The following is a 20,332-nucleotide window of genomic DNA, read 5'->3' on the forward strand; positions in this document are numbered from 1 at the left end:
CATTTGATGCTTAAAAATTTGTCACGGTATAACCAAAAATTTCTAAATAATTTCAATAAACAAATATAAGAACATGATAAATATAATAATTTTAATATTTCACATGCTATAAAACAAAGTTTCGGATGTTTACCTCCATATGTTTTTTATATTTTACCGAATGATAAAAAAATCATAATTAATAAATAATAAAAATAAAAAACCTCTTGTAATAATAAAGTTGATTATTTACCAAATGTTATATTTTAAAAATTGTTATTAAAAATATCACCAATAATTAGATTAAAAAAATAACATTCAAAAAAATATAATGATTTTTCTTCTTGTTTTTTTCACAAATGTATATTTAGATTTAATTAAGATTATTTAAAATCACATTTGTATTTTATGAATACAGTTTAAGCAAAATTAAATTTTACTTAACACTGACCATAATATTTTAAGGAGAAAGTATTATTACGACCAAATCGTGTGACATTTTAAATTAATTATATCTCTGTACTTAACCATAAAAATCCACCCAGCGTTAAATCATATTCAGCCAGGAAAGATTAAAAAACTCATGAAACTTAAAACAAATTTTTCGCTTCTCGCTTATAGCTGTGCATTCGCATTATTCGGTTCCATGCAATTTGCCCATGCTGCACCTTTACTTACGCCTCATATCACAAATGAAGTCAGCCCTGCACCTACAGCCAATGCATGGATTGAAGTTGATACTCAAGCTTTTGAAGATAATATTAAAAGGACAAATCAATTACTTAATGGCAAAACACAACTTTGTGTAGTCATGAAAGCAAATGCATATGGGCATAGTATTGACCTACTTATGCCGAGTGTTATGAAGTTAAACGTATCGTGTATTGGTATTACCAGTAATGCAGAAGCGGCGATGGTTCGTAAGCATGGCTATAAAGGCAAAATTACACGTTTACGTACAGCCACAGATAGTGAAATCATCAATGCACATGCTTTAAATATTGAAGAGCTTTTGGGTAATTATGATCAGGCTGCCCGTATCTCTAAATGGGCAGAAGCGAACAATACAACTGTTCATTATAGCTTGGCTTTAAATTCGGGCGGTATGGATCGTAATGGTCTTGAAATGTCTACAGCTCAAGGTAAAGAACAAGCTGTTGCAATCACTAAGCTTCCAAATCTTAAAATTGACGGCATTATGACCCATTATGCTGTAGAAGATGAAAAATATGTTCGTGAGCGCCTAGCTCAATTTAATGAACAAACAGCATGGTTGATTAAAAAAGCCAAACTGAATCGTAAAGAATTAACATTACATACAGCAAATTCATTTGCTACTGTAAATGTTCCTGAATCACATTTAGATATGGTCCGTGCAGGCGCAATTATTTATGGAGATTTTCCTAATCACCCTGAATTTAAACGCATGATGGCATTTAAAACACAAATTGCTGCAGTTAATAATTACCTTAAAGGTTCAACTGTAGGTTATGACCAAACTTATACGTTGACACGTGACTCCAAACTTGCAAACTTGCCTGTAGGTTATTCGGATGGCTACCGTCGTAGTTTTAGTAATAAAGCTTTTGTCTTAGTCAATGGACAAAAAGCGCCAGTGGTTGGTCGAGTATCAATGAATACTGTTATGGTTGATGTAACAGATATTCCAGAAGCCAAAGCGGGCGATGAAGTTGTATTATTTGGACGTCAAGGCAATGCTGAGGTTCAATCTAGTGATTTAACGAGTCTTACAGGCCATATTTTGACAGAGGCCTATACTCCATGGAGTAACTCTAATCCACAAGTGATTAAACCTATTCAATCTCAGCAATCAACGCAAATCAGTAATCATCAAGTTGCAGCAACCGCTGAGTAAACTTTAGGTGAATTGATAAGTAGCCCTATATTTCAAAAAGTATCGGGGCTACTTTTAGTATGACCACATCCCTTAATCTATTACATCCTACTTAAATTCTTATATAAAAAAAGAGCATTTTTATGCCCTTTTTATTTTTATTTAGTCTTTAGCTTGCATGCTTAAAACGATCTATTTGCTTAATTTCATAAGGCAAACCGACATAGTTTTCGGCTAAGGTTGTTTTACCCGCAATCGAACCCAGTACATAACTCAACTCGGCTTGTTTAATCTTGTGATCGAACTCACTTTCAGTTTCAAAACGATGTAATAAATGAGTCATCCACCAAGAAAAACGCTCCGCTTTCCATACACGTTGCAGGCATTTTTCAGAGTATTCATTTATACCTTGTTCGGAACCTTCGACATAATATTCAATGAGTGCACTTGATAAATAAGCAATATCAGATGCAGCGAGATTAAGACCTTTTGCTCCTGTCGGTGGCACAATATGCGCAGCATCACCTGCTAAAAATAGTTTTCCGAAACGCATTGGTTCTGTCACAAAGCTACGTAACGGCGCAATACTTTTTTCAATAGAAGGTCCTGTCACTAACTTTTCACGGCTTTCAGGGTCTAGGCGGTTTTTTAACTCATCCCAAAACTTTTCATCCGACCAGTCTTCGACATGATCTGTTAAAGGGACTTGTAAATAATAGCGGCTACGCGTTTCTGAACGCATACTACATAAAGCAAAACCACGCTCTGACTGTACATAAATGAGTTCATCGGCTACAGGTGGAACATCGGCCAATACGCCTAACCAGCCAAACGGATACACTTTTTCAAAGGTCTTTATTTTATCTTGAGGCACACTGGCACGGCAGACACCGTGGTAACCATCACACCCTGCTATAAAGTCACAATGAATTTGAAAAGCTTTACCTTGGTACTCAAACTCAACTTTTGGGGCAGTATAAAAGTCTTTCACATGTACATTTTGAGCTTCATAAAATGAAGTGAGCTGCTCTGCTTCACGTGCAGTCATTAAATCTTTAGTCACTTCGGTCTGACCATATACTGTCACTTTTTTTCCACCCGTGAGTGCGGCCAAATCAACCCGATGTAACTCACCATTGGTCAAAATTTCAATGCCCGAATGTGGTAATCCTTTTTCTTTTAAGTTTTGGTCAACACCTGCTTGTTTGAGTAAGTCGACCGAAACTTGCTCTAAAATTCCTGCACGAATCCGTGAAGCCACATATTCAGCACTACGTTGCTCAACAATAATATGATCAATGCCAGCTTTATATAGAAGTTGCCCAAGCAATAACCCTGCTGGTCCAGATCCAATAATTGCAACCTGTGTCTTTAAAATATCCATAACTTCATCCTTGTTTCATCCTGACTTTTAAATTACTGGCTTTAACTTTTGTTCACTATGTATCCAAGACGAAAATAACCGTTTATCATCTAGTTTGTCCGAATAGCGGACAGAAACAACCAAAATAACAGGAATGAATGGATGCCTTCTCTCGATGCTTTTCTAGAGCACCCGAACTCGCATGAGAAAATTCGTCAAGATGACTACATTGCAGGGTTAGCAAAAGGCTTGGCTTTACTTGAAGCTTTTGGAACAGATCGGCAGCGGCTCAATGTCACTCAAGTGGCTGAGCGAACCGGTATAAGCCGTACAGCGGCAAGGCGTTATCTGAAAACTTTAAAATACTTAGGCTATTTAGAAACAGATGAACATTACTTTTGGCTCACTCATCGCGTGCTGCGTTTTTCGAGTTCTTATTTAAGCTCTGCCCACCTACCGAAAGTTGCTCAATCCTTTCTAAATCTTTTGTGTGCACAGACGTCTCTGACTTTCTCGATTGTGGTGTTAGACGATAACGAAGTGGTGCCGATTGCCCGTAGTTATTTACCACAGCAAGATAATTTACGCGTTAGCCCTTATGGTATGCATTTAGGAAACCGTCTCCCTGCCCATGCCACTTCTACGGGTAAAGTTTTACTGGCAGCACTACCTGAAGAAGCCCAACATACGTGGGTAAAAAATTACGGTTTAAAACGCTTAACGCCTTTTACCATAGTAGATGAGTCAAAGTTTTTTGAAGTGCTTAAGGGTATTTCGTTATCGGATTATTGTCTTTCCAAAGAAGAACATGAGCTTGGCGTAATTGCGATTGCAGTGCCCGTATTTAACGCCCAAGGTCAAGCCATAGCAGCGCTTAACTGCATGTCTCAAACTAACCGTGTACAAGAAGATTATTTGGTTCAGCAAATTTTGCCCTTGTTGCGTAACACGGCAAATGAACTTAGAAATGTAATTTGAGTAAACGTAGAAACTCTTGTCATCGATTAGAGATATAAGAGTTTCAGTTTATGATTTTAAATGGCGAATTCTTTAACTTGCTGGTTTGCCAGATCTAATGCATTGCTGCGATAGGCTTGCATGTCTAGGCCTTCTGCATAAATAAATTCGACTTCATGAATGCCCATTAGCCCTAACACCGCTTTGAGATAAGGCGTTACTGCCTCAGTTTTTTGGCCAACATGCATACCACCCCGACTACTTACGACCACCGCTTTTACTCCTTCAACCAAACCTTGCGGATAAGTTTCGGTATAGCGGAATGTTTGTCTTGCGCGTGCCGCCAAATCAAACCAGTTTTTGAGTTGAGTCGGGACATTTAAGTTATACATGGGTGCGCCAATAATGAGTAAATCAGCACTTTTTAGTTCAGCAATTAATTCATCAGACAAAGCGACTATTTGCTGAAGGTCTTGATTGTTATTTTCAGCCCCACGAAGCGCCTGAAAGATTTCCAGATCTAATACAGGCAGGTTCATTTCAGCTAAATTGCGTATGGTAATGTCATCTTGCAAACCTTGATCTTTTCGATGTTCAAGCATTACATCAATTAAGCGATTAGTTTGTGAACCCTCACCCATAATGCTGGATTTTAATACCAATATTTTAGCCATGACCATCTCCACGTTTTTGATGATGCCATATTAACCCCACAATAAATTCAACAGTGGTGATATTATTTCTTATCATTGGTTCCATTTAGGCAACAATCATGCAACATGAGCTAAGTGCAATTTCTATATTTGTGACGGTGGTCGAAGCTGGAAGCTTTGTAAAAGCTGCCGAGCAATTGCATTTAACTCGCTCAGCCATAAGTAAAAATATTGCTCGCCTTGAAGATCAGCTTGGTGTGGCTTTATTTAAAAGGACAACACGTTCACTCAGCATGACTGACGAAGGCGCTTTGTTTTATGAACATAGCCGTCGAGCAGTGAATGAAATACAAAATGCTGCGGCTTTATTAGACCAAGGGAAAATTAACGCAACAGGCCGATTAAGAGTGTCTGTGCCAGTGCTGTTCGGGCAACTCTTTGCTGCCCCGCTCATGGTTAAATTTGCTCAGCAGCATGCGGACTTACAGCTAGAAATTTCATTTAATGACAGAAATGTAGACTTGATCGAAGAAAGTTTTGATTTATGCATTCGAATCGGGGCGTTGCCTGACACCACTCAGCTCGTTGCCAAACCGATTGGTGAGCATCGGATGCTACTTTGTGCCTCACCTGACTATTTAAATAAAGCAGGTCCCCTAGAACATATTGAGGACTTAGACCATCACGCGACGATTGCCGATCCGCATTTTGGTCAAATGCAAAAATGGCGACTTCAAAAGGAAAATAGCGAGCCTTTATTTATTAAACCGAAAGCAAAACTTCTTTTAAATGACCTGCAAGCCATTAAAAATGCAGCGCTTGCTGGAGCTGGTATTGCTTGGCTTCCCGATTGGCTCATTCAAAATGAATTAAAGGACGGTAAGCTAATACAAGTGTTAGAAACCATGTCGAGCATTGCTTTTCCAATACATTTAGTATGGCCTACGCTACCTTTTATGCCACTGAAAACCCGTCTTGCAATTGATTATTTGGCGCAGCACTTACCCCCTGAACTAAACAGACAAGCTTAAAATAAACAAGGCCTTTTGCAGTCATGCTTACTTTGTGAATGTCATAATGTATATAGATCAAACTTAATCTTTTTTAGAAAAAAGCCACATGCAAAGATGTGGCTCAATAGAATTTACTCGTATTTCAATCGAAAACTTTCAAGCAAACTAATCAGCTTCCTCTTTTTTAGAAGAAGACCCCAAAGCCATACTCGAAAATACGCCATCGCGATAAATCCATGCATGTAATAATGCAGCAGATAAATGACCAATAACGACAGCAAATAATAGCCAAGCCAAAATTCCGTGTAGAGTACGGAACCAAGCGTAAAGCGTAGAGTTAGTGGGTGCTATAGGCGGAAGGTCCCAACCCGGAAATAAAGTGACAGGCCAATTACCTGCCGATAGCGTTGCCCATCCGAGCAATGGCAAACTAAACATCAAAATATAAAGTAGCCAATGTGATGCATGAGCAAGAAACGCCTGCCAGCGCGGTACAGTCGGCGGCAAAGGTGGAATTGGATAACAGAGTCGATTTATTAATCTTATGATGACCAATAATAAGATTGCGATTCCTAAAGGACGGTGAATATCGATTAACCACGGACGCCAAGTCATTGAGGTGGTCATGCCTACCCCAATAAATAGCATAGCTAAAATTGCTGCCGCCATAAGCCAATGCAGTATTCGAGCAGTTAAATTAAAATGACGTGGAGCATTATCGTTAGATTTATTTTGCATTGTTCATCTCTCCTATTTGCCCACGGCATCCGTTGCTTTGCCAAATCCAATTTCACGTAATCGAGCATTGTAAGACTGTGAATAGATAGCCGCTCGTGCTGCAAGTACTGGATCATCTGATAACTCAATTCCAGGTGGCACCAAAGTTGGGTCAAAGTTAATATCACGACAAGCGCCATTTACCTGTTCAGTCACATTTTTGACTTCTAATGTTCCGGCTATAACTTCTTTACGGTCTTTTGGCCAAGGCTGAGATGGGTCATTCACTGGATCTCCTGGCTCGGCAAGTTGCAAAACTAAATCCCAATAGAGCGGCCCTTCAGCCAAACGTTTTTTGATGTCTTTAAATAAGAAATCATGATCAGCTTGATCACGTTGTTCTTTGGTCAGACTAATAAATTTTGAATGAGGACGCATAGACCAACGGACTGGCTGTTCTTGTCCATTGGCTGCCCGCAATATAAAGGCATTTACGACATAAAATTCTGCACCGCTGAAACTACCAGTTAATGGCATCTTGGCCTTTTGCTCAATAGACTTACGCGCTTCGGGATATTCTTTTAAAAACGCCTCAACAAGGGCTGGATCAGGTTTCCCAGTAGACGGAACTGGTTTAAATGCTTTTTGCTGCGCCAAAAAACCTTCAGCATTTCGAGTCGGGAAATAAGGAAAGTTGTTTAATTTCATGCGCCACTGCGAATGATCGGCTGGAGAAAGTAATAAAGCCATACTCACTGTTGCGGTAGAATTATCTGCCGCATGCGGGTTACCGCTTCCAATAGAAAATCGGCCAATTGCTGGTATATCAGACTTGGCAAATACAGTGGCTTTAGAGAGTGCTGCTGCCGCACCATTACTATGGTAAGTGCCATCAAAACAAATACCTTTACCATGTGCTCGTCGATATCCGGGATCAAAGTTTTTTAATGTGTCACCCAAAAAAGTTTTGGATGTTGTTCGGTGTCCAAATAGACCAGCGGTCCAAGCAAATGCCAATACTAAAGCGCCTGCGATCACAGCAATACCCACGAATCGCAGCCAGTACTTCTTTAGCGTTTTAAAATTCAAATTATTCATTCTTCATCCTGTGTAAATTATATAGCTGCATTTATAAAGAAAAGTTTGATCCTATAAAAAGAGTATTACTTAATTTGATGGAATTATGTTCAAGATTAGCTAAGTAAATAAAATCCCGAAATTTCTGGATCCAATAGTGATAAGCCTTAATATAATATTTATTTCTGGGCCATATAAGTTACGTACCGTGAGGTTATTATTAAGTTTATTAACATTTGAATAGAGATAAATAAAGCATGGGAACGAAAAATGTAAAAGTTCCCACATTGGCAGAGAGAGTCCGAAGAGATGATCTTTTTACTGGCGAAAATAATTGATTCCATGAGCCAGATATAACTTATAAGCGCTAAAAAAGAGGCCGAAGCCTCTCTATTTTTACTGCATTCAAACTCAGTCATCAATCATAGCGAACTCTTGTTCAGGCGTACCTTTCACCAAATGATGACGGCTATATAATAAGTAATAGAGTATAAATCCAACGTAAATCAGCGCGGCTAATAACCAAACTTTTGGATTCACCATTAACCCTGCCACTACAGCAACGGCAGCAAGAATCAAGGCGATACAAGACGTCCATATTGCTCCAGGCGTTTTATACGGACGTGGCAATTCAGGGCGAGACAAACGTAATTTGATATGTGAGAGCATCATCAACACATAAGAAATGGTTGCGCCGAATACTGCCATTAAAATGAGCAAGTCACCCTCACCTGTTAAAGAGAGTAAGAAGCCAATAATGCCCGGAATGATAATGGCCCAATATGGCGCTTTATTTTCATTGGTAAGCGATAAGTTTTTTGGCAAATATCCCGCACGTGATAATGCAAAAATCTGGCGCGAATATGCATAAATAATCGAGAAGAAACTTGCGACAAGTCCAGCAAGACCCACAAAGTTAACAAAGCTTGCCAACCATGTGTGCTGACCATATACCGCAATGAGTGCATCAACTAAAGGTGCCCCTGAATTTTTTAAAGCATTTGAACCCGCTGCGCCTGCTCCTAAAAATAAAATTAAAAGTGCAAACGATGCCAATATCAACATTGAACCAATCAAGCCTCGTGGCAACGAACGTACTGGATCTTTTGCTTCTTCGGCTGCCAGTGGCACCCCTTCAACTGCAAGAAAAAACCAGATGGCATAAGGTACTGCGGCCCATATTCCCATATAGCCAAATGGTAAAAAGCTACTCGCACCTGCATGAGAACTGACTGGAATATCAAATAAACGCGCACTGTCAAAATGTGGAAGCATCGCAACAATGAATACAACCAGTGCAATACAAGCAACGGCGGTAATTCCAAACATGATTTTAAGCGCTTCACCTGCACCTTTGAGATGAATACCCATAAAAACTAAATAGCAAATTAAATAAACAGCCCAACCGCCAACGCCAAAGAGTGATTGGCAATATGACCCAATAAATACGGCAATCGCAGCGGGTGCAATTGCATATTCAATTAGAATTGCAGTCCCTGTGAGGTATCCTCCAAAAGGACCAAATGCAACGCGGGCAAAACTATAGCCACCGCCAGCAGTGGGCAACATTGTTGACATCTCAGACATTACAAAGCTCATGCAAAGATACATAAACGCGACGATGACTGTTGCAATAAAGAGTCCTCCCCAGCCGCCTTGTGCCAGCCCAAAATTCCAACCTGCAAAGTCACCCGAAATGACGTAAGAGACACCCAGCCCCACTAAAAGTAACCAACCTACTGCCCCCTTTTTCAACTGACGTTTTGCAAAATACTCTGCGTCCTGTTGTAAAGCACCAACATCTACGCTTAATTCAGACTCTTTCATTGTCGTATTGCCTTATCGACTAAATTTACACCACCAATAGTTGCGCAAAAGATATTCATAAAACTTGACAGCAAAACATCTCCCCGACCACTTGAAGTCAAGTTGATTCATTTTTTCTTTTATAAGATCGACGGCATCTCAACACGAAACGTGTTTAAAAATTAAATTGAGGAGATGGGTTATGTCTGTAGAACAAAATGAATTTTTAAGCCAAGTTCAATTACAAATACTGGCAGAACAAGCAATTAAGCAGTATCCATCAGACTATCAAGGACAGGTCAAACTACTGTGTCAGTCTGAAAATGCAACCTATCAAGTTTCGACTGGATCTGCCCGATATGCACTTCGAATTCACCGTCCGAACTATCACAGCAAACTCGATATACAAAGTGAGCTTGAATGGTTAGATGCTTTAAATGCCAGCGGTATTCAAGTTCCTGTTGCGATTGCAGATCAATCGGGTGAACGCGTCATTACCTTGAAACTATCGAATGATATTTATCGTTATGCAGTTCTTTTCAACTGGGTTGAGGGCGATATGCCGACTGTTGAAGTCGACCCTACTGCATTTGAGCAATTAGGACAAATTACCGCAAAGTTGCACCTACATAGTAAGACATGGCAAGCGCCTGAAAACTTTCAACGTATTGTGTGGAATCATGAAACCATGATTGGTGCAGATGGACACTGGGGAAACTGGAAAAATGCCCCTCATTTAAGACCACAAGATCACGGCGTGATTGAAGAAGCCATTGCACAAATCGCGAAAGATTTAAATTTCTTTGGCAAAACCCAAGAACGCTATGGTCTGATTCATGCCGATTTGCGTTTAACCAATTTATTACTACAACAAGAACGTATCGGTGTGATCGATTTTGATGACTGCGGCATGAGCTGGTTTATGCATGATCTCGCTGCTGCGATTAGCTTCAATGAACATTATGCCAATGCGCCTCATTGGGTTGATTACTGGTTAAAAGGCTACGAGCGCGTAGGTCATATTCAGTCTGAAGAATATGAAATGATCCCAACTTTTATCATGCAACGCCGCATTCAAATGATGGCTTGGAATGGTTCTCACGCACAAACAGAAATGGCTCAAAGTCTTGGGGATCAATGGTCCAATGAAACTGTGCGTCTCTGCAAAAAATATTTAAACGGACAAATGCCTGTAGGAATTTGAAAAGTGATTTAGATCGCTTTTCCTCATTTTCAATTTTTAGTTTTTAAATTTTATAGAATTTAAAGGAAGGGTTTATGCAAGCTAACCATCAACTGAGCAAAGTTGCCAAAGCACTATTACTCACCAGTAGTCTGGCAAGTATGATTGCTCTAAGCGCATGTAACTATAACCCTATACAAAGCACATCTCCCGCAGTCGCTATTCCCAAAAAGGAATATATCCAAAAAGGTCAATGGGACGCTTTTAACTTTGACCAGCTTAACCAATTAATTGCTACCTATGGAAAAGATAGCCCGAACTACAATCCTGACAAACGCCCGTATATTGTCACTGACTTTGACAATACCTCGGTATTTTTAGACATCGAAGAAGCAACTTTAATTTATCAGCTTGAACACTTAACCTTTAATGTTACGCCAGATCAGCTTAATCAGATTATTCGTAAAGGAATTAGCTCGCAAAACTTTGAAGCGGCCTACAATAACCAGCAAGGCCAAGCCGTCAATATTGATAAAATCGCCCCTGATATTATTGCGAGCTACTCATGGCTTTATCACCACTATAGCGGTCTCAAAGGTAAGCAAAGTCTCGATCAAATTAAACAAGATCCACATTATCTCGATTTCATTACTAAAATGAGATATCTCTATGCAGCGATTGGAGACACCTTTGATCATGAAGTTGCATATCCGTGGGTCACTTATTTATTTACTGGACTTACCGAACAAGAAGTCCGTAATTTGGTAAAAGCAACAGTGGCTTGGCAAATGCAGCAACCGATTGGACCCGTGACATGGACTTCCCCCGCAGCGCTTTCAGGCCAAGCAGGCGTTGTGAAAACTACTTGGGAAAATGGTTTAAGACCATACCGTGAAATGCAAAATCTATTTAAGGCCTTTCAGGACAATGGCATTGATGTCTATGTCTGCTCGGCATCTTTTATTGATGTGATTAAGGAGATTATTTCTAATCCAGAGATCGGCTATAACATTAATGAAAAAAATGCCTACGCCATGGAGCTAGAACGAGATACTCAAAATCGAATTTTACCCGAGTTTCGTCATGGCTATGCGCAAACTCAAGGTAAAGGCAAAACCGCAACCATCCAGCGTTTTTTAGTCTCTAAATATGGTTATGGGCCAATTTTTATCGCAGGTGACAGTGAAGGCGATCAAAATATGATGCAAGATTTTGCGGCGACTCAGAAGGTTCTAATTATCAATCGATTGCGCAGTCCGAGTTCTGATATTGGAAAGTTTTCTCAGCAGGCTGTGCAGAGCTACGGTCAAGCCAATACTAAGTTCTTACTACAGGGCCGCGATGCCAATACAGGTCAATTTAGACCCTCAATGGCCAGTTTAAGTTATGGCGCACAAACGGCAAAAACTACAAAAAATTAATATTTCACTTATTTTCTCATGCCTACAATACATGTTGTATGCATGAGAAGCCGCTTAATTTCTTGTTTTAGTTCTGCCCTGTTTGCCTATCTCTAATGCATTTTCTGCCTTCTTTTAGTTCGCTACCCAACCTTAAATACAACTCTTGATCTCTTCTTAAAGAATCAAGCCTGAAACTTAAAACAGCAAAACATAAGTTATTATTTTATAAAAACTTTTAACAACACAAAATCAAGGACGTAAGCAAAAACTGGTATGGCTTTTGCTTAATATAAGAATAGTTAGGAATAAATATCATGAGACTTGACATGTTACATCTCAACCCAGCTCATCTTGTCGATTCAAATATGTGTAATCAAGGTGTATTGTCTGCAGCTGCCTCTGGATTAAGCGAGTTTATTCGTCAAAAAGGTGCAGATGTTGATCGCGTTTTAGGTATTAGTGGTATTAATCCTGAACTTTTAATTAGCCCAACGTTGAGCTTACAACTGCCCAATTATTGCAAGGTGCTAGAACAGGCAGCACTAGTTTCTGGTTGTGATAATTTTGGCCTGCATTATGGTCAACAGTTTCAACCCAAATCATTAGGGCTCATTGGGTACATTGGTCTTTGTTCAAACACATTAGAGTCTGCACTCATGAACATGACCAATAATTTTTATTTGCATCAGAAAGATACACTTAATCGAATGGTAGATTTAGGAGATAGCTGGCGCATAGATTATCAGGTTCAACACGGTGCGATTTTAACTCGACGCCAAGATGCAGAACTGACCATGGGCATGTTTATGAATGTGATTCGTGAAGTGATGGGCCCTCATTATTCACCTCGTGCGATTCACTTTGAGCATACTCGACCTGAATTTTGGCAAGAACACAGCAAATTATTTAACGCGCCTGTTTATTTTGATCAGCCTTTTAACTCCATCATTATTTCAAAAAAAGACGTCCAGCATACTATGCCGGGGCGTGATTCTATTTTATTAACAGTGATTTTAGATACGCTGCTTTTACTCAATCGCTCTTCACCAAGTCAAAGTCTTGCAGATCAGGTTCGCTCTCACATCCAACTTGAACTCAGTGAAGGTGAACCAAACCTTGAAAAAATCGCTCATGATATTGGTTTAACGAGTTGCACCCTTACCCGCCGTTTAAAAAATGAAGGACTCACCTTTACCCATTTAGTCGATCAGGTTCGTTGTGAATTGGCCGAACATTATATTAAACAAAAAAATATTCCAATTTCAGAAATGGCATTCTTGTTAGGTTATTCAGAAGTAAGTGCTCTATCACGTGCATTTAAACGCTGGTTTGGTGTTACACCACGTCAATTAAGACACTAAAACATCGCAAATACAGGCCTTGAATAAAGGCCTTTTTATTATTTAAGTAATTCGAGATATTTTCTAAAGACACATAAGATAATTGAACAACAAAATACCCCTCAAATTAGATTTAACATCCAACTTGAAGGGTATTTTTTATATTTAAAGTGACTTACTTTAATTTTGTTAAGGCTTGATCCAAAGCACCGACTAACCAATCGATGTCTTTTATTTGGAAAGCCAAAGGTGGGCGCAGTTTTAATACGTTGCCATAAGGACCTGCAACTGAGGTTAAAACTCGATGAGTATTTCTGAGCTCTTCAATAAGATTCAAAGCTAATGCTTTATTCGGCTCTTTTGTGACTCTATCTTTAACCAGTTCAAATCCTATAAACAGACCAGCGCCACGGACATCGCCCACCATCTCATGTTTATCCATAAGTTTAGTGAGTTCTTTGAGAAGTAGCCCTCCCACATATTTGCTATGGGTTTGCAACTCTTCTTCCTGAATGACTTTAAGTACAGCCTGTGCCGCTGCCATAGAAACAGGATTACCACCAAACGTATTAAAATATGGAATTTTATCGCTAAAAGCAGCAAGGACTTCACTCTTGGCTAAAAGCCCTGACACAGGAACTCCGTTACCCATTGGTTTACCTGTGGTAATGATATCAGGCACAACATTGTGGCGACCAAAGCCCCAGAAGGAATCGCCAGTGCGCGCAAAACCCGGTTGTACTTCATCAGCAATAAAGATACCACCATTGGCATGCACAACATCAACCGCTTTTTGTAAAAACCCAACAGGATTAGGCATGACACCGTCAGAAGAAAATATTGAGTCCGCTAAAAAACCTGCAAACTTGATCCCTTTTGCATTCATATCATCAATTTGCTGTTGGATTTGCTGCGCGAACCATGTACCTAAATCATCAGTTTGAATTCGATAATAATCGGGTGCTGGAACTAGGCGAGTTGTAGTATCTAAAGGCTGCTCAGTTCCAAGCGCTGGAGAGCATCCTGAGGTTAAGCTACTGGTTCCATGATACGACTCTTGAGACACAATGATTCCTGTACCACCGCTATATTCACGGGCAATACGAATCGCTAAATCATTCGCTTCTGAGCCAGTACACATATACATAGCACGGTCAATTTCATCAGGAGTGGTTTGTAAAAGTTCTTCGGTATAATCCAAAATATTTTCATGTAAATAACGGGTATGGGTATTGAGCATTTTCATTTGCTCATTTACCGCTTCAATCACCGCAGGATGACAATGACCAATACTGGCAACATTGTTGTAAACATCCAGATATTGATGACCTGCTGCATCCCATAAATATTGCCCCTGTCCTTTTACCAGATGCACGGGATTACGATAAAACAAGCGATAGGATTCACCTAAAATTTTATTTCTTTTATCGGTCAGTTTGCGGGTAGCATGGTCCAGATCAGCAGCATGTTCTGGACGAAAGCTATTGGTATCCATAATGGTTGAACGCGTACCCATGAATGACTCCTCTATTTATATTCAGCATACTTTTGCGCGAGACGATGACTGACGTAGGCAACTCATAAGCTGATTCGAAATATTTCAGTATTTGATTGAAGTTACGCAAACCATATTGCTGAAGTATCTTTAAAAAAACTTGACCTCAGACCACTTAAGCCACGATTTGAAGTCAACTTATTGGTCTGATATTACAACGCTCAACTATTCTTTTTTACAGTAACTCAAACTTGTTACCACTACACGTCTGGAGTGACTCTAATTGGCTTTATATGATAGATGCCAACTCTTAAAGTTCATCTAATCGCTATTTATCATTAGAGCTTATGCTTCCCCTAATCGTGGGCTAAAATTTTTAGCAAAAGAATTTAGAAAACCATCCCACATCTTTTCCCGATCGATTGCCCCATCTGAACTTAAAAGCTGAATAATTGCGCCTTCAATCATATATAAAAATAGTTTGGCGTCTTGAAAAGTCGCATCAGTTTTTAGTTTTATAAGCTGGATATAGATTTCATTAAGCAGCCATGTGCGATATCTCACTGCGGTTATATAGGCTTTAGGATAGGTCTACCTATACACTTTTACTATGGATATTAATTGGAATTAACCATAATTGATGTGCGATGTATTTTTTCATTGATATTCCATTTTGGAGGAAACCATGGAAGTTCAAGGTCTCTTGTACAAGAATATTTCTGTTTAATACGTGTTCTACCGGATATACCTACTATCTCTGGATGGACTATTCTTGAATATTTATCAACTTCACAAAATAAATTTTGACAATCTATTAGTTGCAAAGGTCGTCCCCATAAAGACTGAAAATGAAGGCCTAATCTATTAAATTCTTGTTCTTGATGATTTGCCATAAACCGTATTAACTCTTGTTCATTGACATTATTACTCTTAAAACATTTTTTTAGGCCATCTTTAGCCCCTGGCCCAGGTATCACAAATTCCATTTCTGAAAAATCCGTAAGCTCACTGTAATTTATATCAGTAATAAATTGATAAGCTAAAAAATCACCTAAAGTTGGATAGGACCTCATGAGTTCAAAAGCTTGTTTCATTTTAGTAATTCTAGCTAGCTTCCCAGCTAAATTATCATTCATCATCATCTCCAATAATTGTAAATGATTCTGATGTTTTTTCGAAAACCCAAAACTACTACTCCCAGAAGGCATGATATAAGCTGCTGAATAAATCCTAGTCTTACTTTCCATAGCCTTTTGAAAGATGGCATCATAAATTTTAAAAGAATAATTCTTATAGGTTATCGCACCTAATTTCTTTTCAAGGAGTTGCCAAGTTTCTATTTTATTAAATAATTTAAAAAGCATAATTCTAAAAAAAATTTCTTCTGCAGAATTTGGCAAATCATCTCTATAAATTACATTTTTAATTAAATATTGGCTTACCCGATCTGCAGCACGATAAGCATTAGTAAATTTATGAATTTTAAGTACAGGATCCTCCGTCCATGGCAAATCCTTCTTGCTTAATCGATTAAAATAAATGTCTTGTCTTTTACACGCAAACTTCCAATATGTTTCATATACAGGAGATGTATCTAATGACTTTAAATACTTGAAAGAATCTACATCATTATTTACGAGAGAATTCAATTGGTGTTTAATATAAATCACTAGTTAAGGCTCAATTTAAATTATGGCAATAAATTACTTAGGCAAATGAACTAAACAAAGCTCTTTTGATCGCAATTTAAATCTTTTGATTGTACAATAGTTTTTGTAGTAATGCCTATGAAAACTATGGCGATAGTTTTGAATATATATTTGAGATACTTTCATCCTCTAATTATTTAAAAAACAAATATTTTTTATAAAATAGTTATTTTTTTATCCAAATCATTTAAAATTTTTATTAATTAAATCACCCCACTAACTGGACCCAACGACAAATGAATTTTGAGGAATCGTTTTATTTTTTTATAAAGTATATTGTTATATCCCCATTATTATGCTATGTGATTTTTACAATACAGCTTTTTTTTAAAAGATATTCTATTACCTCTTCTTCAAACCAAATCTTTGAACAAGAAAAACTCCTAAAAGAATTTAAAACAAAATTTACAAAATCCTCTCTTAGCCAAAATCTTCAGATAAGAGAAATATATGCCCAAAAGATCTCAAATCTTCCCAATGTAAGTGGACGATTTATAGCTTATTGTCTCAAACGAGAGATTAGCAACATCAATTTTGTCATGTATCTTTTTAATTTCACAGGAAATTTAATAAAAGTACCTGATATTGAAGGAAATAATTACTTACACATTTTAGAGCAAAAAAATAATGTTTTCAAAAAATGTTTTATCTACCCTCTTATCTTAAGCTTGTTCATTGTTTCGATGATATTTTTTTCTTCATCGACCTTGAATGTTTATATTTTCATTCTCTACTGTGTTTTATTCGCGCTTTCTATTTGGCTACTTCTAAATTCATTTCAATATCTTTGCGTATACATTCTAGCAAAGAATACAGAATGTATCTTTTACAAAAAAAAAGCTATTCCGCTCGATTGTTCAAGTAATCCTGTACAAGACTCTAAGAGTAATAAAAAATTATGTTATCTTATACAATGTGCTAAGGGTAAATTTGGTTTTTTGCATATGTCAGCTCAAGAAATTCTCAAAGAACTTGAAATAAAACAAATGTCTCATGATGATCGTTACCATAAAGATGTTTGGGTTTTAAGTACGCAAGGTAAGGCAAAACATATGGCGGCCCATATTGGAAAATATAGCGGGCAAATACTAGAGACTATACGTGATACTAATCCAGATTTAGTGAAGATTCATAAATATGTAATTGATTCATTAATTATAAACTTCTCGTATGCGAATATTTTTGTATATCGAATAAGCAAACATTTAAGCCCTGCTCACCTTCAGTTAGCGAATCTTCATGAGTTAAGGGATACGATCGCGCAAGAATATTTGACGCGGAAAGCTTACACGCAAGAAGCTTCACAACATGGTTTAGATTTGGCTATGGATATGTGTATTCTTGCTAGCAAAATATTAAAAACTGTAGAATCATTAGATCATGTAGAAAAACATGAATTTAGAGCAAATTTCAATCAATATGTAATTGATATTTTTGAAATTCTTATCACCTTATGTTTTATTTATAATATTAACGGTATAGAAAATCTTATTGCAGATCGAATGTATGAAGTCGAACAAAGACATGAATATTTTGAAGATTATGGAAATTATAAAGATGGTTATAAGGTTATATAAAAATGTTTTGGAGCGGTAACAAACTACATAAGAACAAAAAGATTTTAGTTCCTTATCACCCCTATACGGCTATAGATTGTGCTTCTTTAGTGTTAACTATCGGTAGTGAAGTTTATATTACTCCTAATTCTGAAGCTGATAGTAAGGTCAAGAAAATTCTTACAGTTGAAGAACCTCAGTTCATAATTCCTAAAGGGCAATTTGCTCTACTGATTACAGAAGAGGAGATTCATGTTCCTTACCAAAATATTGCCTTTATCTCATTTAAAGCCAAATATAAATATAAAGGTTTAATCAATGTATCAGGCTTCCACGTCGATCCAGGTTGGCGAGGAAAACTTACATTCTCTGTTTATAATGCTGGTCCCAGTGATGTTGTTCTTGAAAAAGGTAACCCTTTTGCCTTAATTTGGTACGCTGACTTGGATCAAGAAGGTATTATTAATGGAAATTATGCAAATAATAAATATGTAAAAAAGGATAAACCTATAACCAGCATTTCAAGTGATAAAATTACTGATATGACTGGTGATATATTTTCTCCATTTAAATTAAAGAAAGATATTGAAGATCTAAAAGAGAAATATAATAAAGAAATAATAGAGATCAAAAAAGAAGTACATGCTATCGAGGGCAAGCTGCTAGTTAGAACTGGTTTATTAATTTTTACTTTTATTTCATTAGTTATAGTCATTATTAGACTTTTAAAATGAAAACATAAGTTGAGGATTTTTATCTCGATGTAAGTTTTTCCACTCAAATGGTGAACCATTTATCCCTAATGGAAATTGACCTAAGAAAACGTTCAAGAAATTAGCATGTAATTTTTTATCCACATACTTACAACTTGGGCCCTTTTTGATAATTTCTGAAAATTCTGCAGGTATTAAAATACTATTTCTCCCAAAATAGTAAAAATAATTACTAATCAGCACATTATCAACTTTAGTATCTTTCTTTATATTCTTATAATTTGGGCTGCCATCCTCTTCAGTGTGATGCGATGGTAATTGAATCCATTCTAAATTTTCTTTATGGTAAATATTATCTCCATATTGGTACTTTCTACTACGATCTAAAATAGGTCGCTTATCAATAAACCTTGGGTCACTCCAATACTCATTGAAAGTTAATTTTTCTGTAACTTTCATTGCAAATATTAACTTATTTAAACTTCCAGTCGAAATAGAACTTGTACCAATAATCCAATCTCCTACAACCGCACTTTTTCGAATATCTGGCTTACAGGTAGCCAAAGTACAATATTCAAAAAAGGGATTAGGAGCGAAACCATAGTCGCGCCTAACTACATAAGAAATAATTTTCATTTCTTAACCACATAGATGTCTAGCAACAACAGGTGAATTATATCCCTCAAAAGTATTTTCACCATTAATTGCATTAACTAAACATTCACTATTCCAACCAACAATAGCATCAGCATAATTTTCTAACTCTTCAGGTACTTCACAGCCTTGATGACCATGTGCCCAAACTCCAACAATTCTTAAACCTAGTTTTTGAGCATATTCAATTTCCCAATTAACCCAATAACTATTTTTAGTCTGAGGAGTTATATAAACCATAAGTGTAGAACATTGCTTGATTCTAGGCGCCAAGATTTTATATTTAATATAATCCTCTGCCTTAGCACTATTAGGCTTGCTTGAGTTGATAGAAAAATCTCTGACTTCAAACCCCTTTGTCTTGATTAAATCTTTAGTCTTTTTTAAGCCATCATCATCTTCATGTACATGACTTATAAAAATATTTTTTCTTGCCATATTTAAGCTCACAAATACTATAGTTTGTAATTAATGGTCTCTATTTATCAAACAAAAGCCTATAAAAACTGTATAAACAATCAGTAAAAATGACTTTATTTTTTCACAAAAAACCTTATAAAATAAACAACTTATGAAATAAAAATTAGACTTCTTTAGAAAATTTTTAATTACATTCTTTCATAGTATATTTAAGAAATCGATTTGTAAATAATACTACTTATTAATTTCAAAGTAGAAATCAATAATTTATTATGTAAAATATAAAAAATTTCTTGTTAAAATATATAAAATGAATTCAAATTCTTCCTCCCCCCTAGCTATAAGTTTCGTATGGCATCCAGATGACCATGCAGTACATTTCAAAAATATTAGCAAATTTAGGCAATATTTAACGCGAGATATTGATAGACCATTTTCT

17 protein-coding genes and 2 pseudogenes are annotated in these 20,332 nt (G+C 37.1%); 9 read left to right on the forward strand and 10 right to left on the reverse strand.

What is annotated here, in order from left to right:
* The first annotated feature begins 562 nt into the window (after positions 1-562).
* Positions 563-1,855, forward strand: coding sequence for an alanine racemase (gene alr, locus ACG59Z_RS18170; RefSeq protein ID WP_400200636.1), 1,293 nt, complete (start codon positions 563-565; stop codon positions 1,853-1,855).
* A 148-nt stretch (positions 1,856-2,003) separates the two neighbouring features.
* Here the strand turns inward: alr and pobA are convergent, their stop codons facing one another.
* Positions 2,004-3,218, reverse strand: coding sequence for a 4-hydroxybenzoate 3-monooxygenase (gene pobA / locus ACG59Z_RS18175; RefSeq protein ID WP_400200637.1), 1,215 nt, complete (start codon positions 3,216-3,218; stop codon positions 2,004-2,006).
* 141 nt (positions 3,219-3,359) lie between these two features.
* On the opposite strand from pobA, the gene pobR reads away from it, so the two are divergent.
* The gene (gene pobR / locus ACG59Z_RS18180; protein WP_001139491.1) at positions 3,360-4,175 is read left to right on the forward strand and encodes an IclR family transcriptional regulator PobR; all 816 of its coding nucleotides are present in this window, start codon (positions 3,360-3,362) and stop codon (positions 4,173-4,175) included.
* Positions 4,176-4,231: 56 nt separating this feature from the next.
* Here the strand turns inward: pobR and ACG59Z_RS18185 are convergent, their stop codons facing one another.
* Complete coding sequence (locus ACG59Z_RS18185; RefSeq protein WP_400200638.1) at positions 4,232-4,828, reverse strand: NAD(P)H-dependent oxidoreductase; 597 nt, start codon at positions 4,826-4,828, stop codon at positions 4,232-4,234.
* Positions 4,829-4,926: 98 nt separating this feature from the next.
* Here ACG59Z_RS18185 and ACG59Z_RS18190 point away from each other — a divergent pair, with 98 nt between their 5' ends.
* Positions 4,927-5,838, forward strand: coding sequence for a LysR family transcriptional regulator (locus ACG59Z_RS18190; RefSeq protein WP_400200639.1), 912 nt, complete (start codon positions 4,927-4,929; stop codon positions 5,836-5,838).
* Positions 5,839-5,985: 147 nt separating this feature from the next.
* Here the strand turns inward: ACG59Z_RS18190 and ACG59Z_RS18195 are convergent, their stop codons facing one another.
* Positions 5,986-6,558, reverse strand: a complete 573-nt coding sequence (locus ACG59Z_RS18195; RefSeq protein ID WP_001180289.1) for a cytochrome b — start codon at positions 6,556-6,558, stop codon at positions 5,986-5,988.
* Between the two features lie 12 nt (positions 6,559-6,570).
* Positions 6,571-7,635 (reverse strand): catalase family peroxidase, encoded by a 1,065-nt coding sequence (locus ACG59Z_RS18200; protein ID WP_400200640.1) that lies wholly within the window; start codon positions 7,633-7,635, stop codon positions 6,571-6,573.
* 236 nt (positions 7,636-7,871) lie between these two features.
* Between ACG59Z_RS18200 and ACG59Z_RS18205 the strand changes: the two are divergent.
* Positions 7,872-7,949: pseudogene (locus tag ACG59Z_RS18205) on the forward strand (transcriptional regulator); the annotation flags it as partial.
* Positions 7,950-8,025: 76 nt separating this feature from the next.
* On the opposite strand, the gene eat reads toward ACG59Z_RS18205, so the two are convergent.
* The gene (gene eat / locus ACG59Z_RS18210) at positions 8,026-9,441 is read right to left on the reverse strand and encodes an ethanolamine permease (protein WP_400200641.1); all 1,416 of its coding nucleotides are present in this window, start codon (positions 9,439-9,441) and stop codon (positions 8,026-8,028) included.
* Positions 9,442-9,622: 181 nt separating this feature from the next.
* Here eat and ACG59Z_RS18215 point away from each other — a divergent pair, with 181 nt between their 5' ends.
* The 3 genes from ACG59Z_RS18215 (at position 9,623) to ACG59Z_RS18225 (ending at position 13,367) form a co-directional block, all read left to right on the forward strand.
* A complete protein-coding gene (locus ACG59Z_RS18215) occupies positions 9,623-10,624 on the forward strand; it encodes a phosphotransferase enzyme family protein (RefSeq protein WP_400200642.1) in 1,002 nt (333 codons plus the stop codon).
* 74 nt (positions 10,625-10,698) lie between these two features.
* Positions 10,699-12,024, forward strand: a complete 1,326-nt coding sequence (locus tag ACG59Z_RS18220) for a haloacid dehalogenase-like hydrolase (RefSeq protein WP_400200643.1) — start codon at positions 10,699-10,701, stop codon at positions 12,022-12,024.
* A 308-nt stretch (positions 12,025-12,332) separates the two neighbouring features.
* The gene (locus ACG59Z_RS18225; protein WP_198078839.1) at positions 12,333-13,367 is read left to right on the forward strand and encodes an AraC family transcriptional regulator; all 1,035 of its coding nucleotides are present in this window, start codon (positions 12,333-12,335) and stop codon (positions 13,365-13,367) included.
* A gap of 154 nt (positions 13,368-13,521) precedes the next feature.
* On the opposite strand, the gene ACG59Z_RS18230 is transcribed toward ACG59Z_RS18225, so the two are convergent.
* From ACG59Z_RS18230 to ACG59Z_RS18240, 3 genes and pseudogenes are all read right to left on the reverse strand, one after another.
* Positions 13,522-14,862, reverse strand: coding sequence for an aspartate aminotransferase family protein (locus ACG59Z_RS18230; protein ID WP_400200644.1), 1,341 nt, complete (start codon positions 14,860-14,862; stop codon positions 13,522-13,524).
* A gap of 324 nt (positions 14,863-15,186) precedes the next feature.
* A pseudogene (locus ACG59Z_RS18235) lies at positions 15,187-15,432 on the reverse strand (TetR family transcriptional regulator); the annotation flags it as partial.
* A 26-nt stretch (positions 15,433-15,458) separates the two neighbouring features.
* The gene (locus ACG59Z_RS18240) at positions 15,459-16,511 is read right to left on the reverse strand and encodes a nucleotide kinase domain-containing protein (RefSeq protein ID WP_400200645.1); all 1,053 of its coding nucleotides are present in this window, start codon (positions 16,509-16,511) and stop codon (positions 15,459-15,461) included.
* Between the two features lie 275 nt (positions 16,512-16,786).
* Between ACG59Z_RS18240 and ACG59Z_RS18245 the strand changes: the two genes are divergently transcribed.
* Both ACG59Z_RS18245 and ACG59Z_RS18250 read left to right on the forward strand, forming a co-directional pair.
* Positions 16,787-18,127, forward strand: coding sequence for a hypothetical protein (locus ACG59Z_RS18245; RefSeq protein WP_400200646.1), 1,341 nt, complete (start codon positions 16,787-16,789; stop codon positions 18,125-18,127).
* 2 nt (positions 18,128-18,129) lie between these two features.
* On the forward strand, positions 18,130-18,840 hold the full coding sequence (locus tag ACG59Z_RS18250) for a dCTP deaminase domain-containing protein (RefSeq protein ID WP_400200647.1): 711 nt from the start codon (positions 18,130-18,132) through the stop codon (positions 18,838-18,840).
* Here ACG59Z_RS18250 and ACG59Z_RS18255 read toward each other — a convergent pair.
* Entirely contained in the window at positions 18,832-19,455 is a 624-nt protein-coding gene (locus ACG59Z_RS18255; RefSeq protein WP_400200648.1) for a hypothetical protein, read from the reverse strand. The genes ACG59Z_RS18250 and ACG59Z_RS18255 overlap by 9 nt on opposite strands.
* A gap of 3 nt (positions 19,456-19,458) precedes the next feature.
* Complete coding sequence (locus tag ACG59Z_RS18260) at positions 19,459-19,911, reverse strand: TIR domain-containing protein (RefSeq protein WP_400200649.1); 453 nt, start codon at positions 19,909-19,911, stop codon at positions 19,459-19,461.
* Positions 19,912-20,332: the final 421 nt, after the last annotated feature.

Origin of the sequence: Acinetobacter sp. ABJ_C1_1, assembly GCF_044684115.1 — a bacterium.
In the GTDB taxonomy this organism is placed as follows: domain Bacteria; phylum Pseudomonadota; class Gammaproteobacteria; order Pseudomonadales; family Moraxellaceae; genus Acinetobacter; species Acinetobacter nosocomialis_A.

Coding starts and splice junctions, on each gene's coding strand:
- pobA (WP_400200637.1), bottom strand. CDS start 3,218: ATGGATATTTTAAAGACACAGGTTGCAATTATTGGATCTGGACCAGCA.
- ACG59Z_RS18220 (WP_400200643.1), top strand. CDS start 10,699: ATGCAAGCTAACCATCAACTGAGCAAAGTTGCCAAAGCACTATTACTC.
- ACG59Z_RS18190 (WP_400200639.1), top strand. CDS start 4,927: ATGCAACATGAGCTAAGTGCAATTTCTATATTTGTGACGGTGGTCGAA.
- pobR (WP_001139491.1), top strand. CDS start 3,360: ATGCCTTCTCTCGATGCTTTTCTAGAGCACCCGAACTCGCATGAGAAA.
- eat (WP_400200641.1), bottom strand. CDS start 9,441: ATGAAAGAGTCTGAATTAAGCGTAGATGTTGGTGCTTTACAACAGGAC.
- ACG59Z_RS18225 (WP_198078839.1), top strand. CDS start 12,333: ATGTTACATCTCAACCCAGCTCATCTTGTCGATTCAAATATGTGTAAT.
- ACG59Z_RS18200 (WP_400200640.1), bottom strand. CDS start 7,635: ATGAATAATTTGAATTTTAAAACGCTAAAGAAGTACTGGCTGCGATTC.
- ACG59Z_RS18215 (WP_400200642.1), top strand. CDS start 9,623: ATGTCTGTAGAACAAAATGAATTTTTAAGCCAAGTTCAATTACAAATA.
- ACG59Z_RS18255 (WP_400200648.1), bottom strand. CDS start 19,455: ATGAAAATTATTTCTTATGTAGTTAGGCGCGACTATGGTTTCGCTCCT.
- ACG59Z_RS18195 (WP_001180289.1), bottom strand. CDS start 6,558: ATGCAAAATAAATCTAACGATAATGCTCCACGTCATTTTAATTTAACT.
- ACG59Z_RS18250 (WP_400200647.1), top strand. CDS start 18,130: ATGTTTTGGAGCGGTAACAAACTACATAAGAACAAAAAGATTTTAGTT.
- ACG59Z_RS18245 (WP_400200646.1), top strand. CDS start 16,787: ATGAATTTTGAGGAATCGTTTTATTTTTTTATAAAGTATATTGTTATA.
- alr (WP_400200636.1), top strand. CDS start 563: ATGAAACTTAAAACAAATTTTTCGCTTCTCGCTTATAGCTGTGCATTC.
- ACG59Z_RS18260 (WP_400200649.1), bottom strand. CDS start 19,911: ATGGCAAGAAAAAATATTTTTATAAGTCATGTACATGAAGATGATGAT.
- ACG59Z_RS18230 (WP_400200644.1), bottom strand. CDS start 14,862: ATGGGTACGCGTTCAACCATTATGGATACCAATAGCTTTCGTCCAGAA.
- ACG59Z_RS18185 (WP_400200638.1), bottom strand. CDS start 4,828: ATGGCTAAAATATTGGTATTAAAATCCAGCATTATGGGTGAGGGTTCA.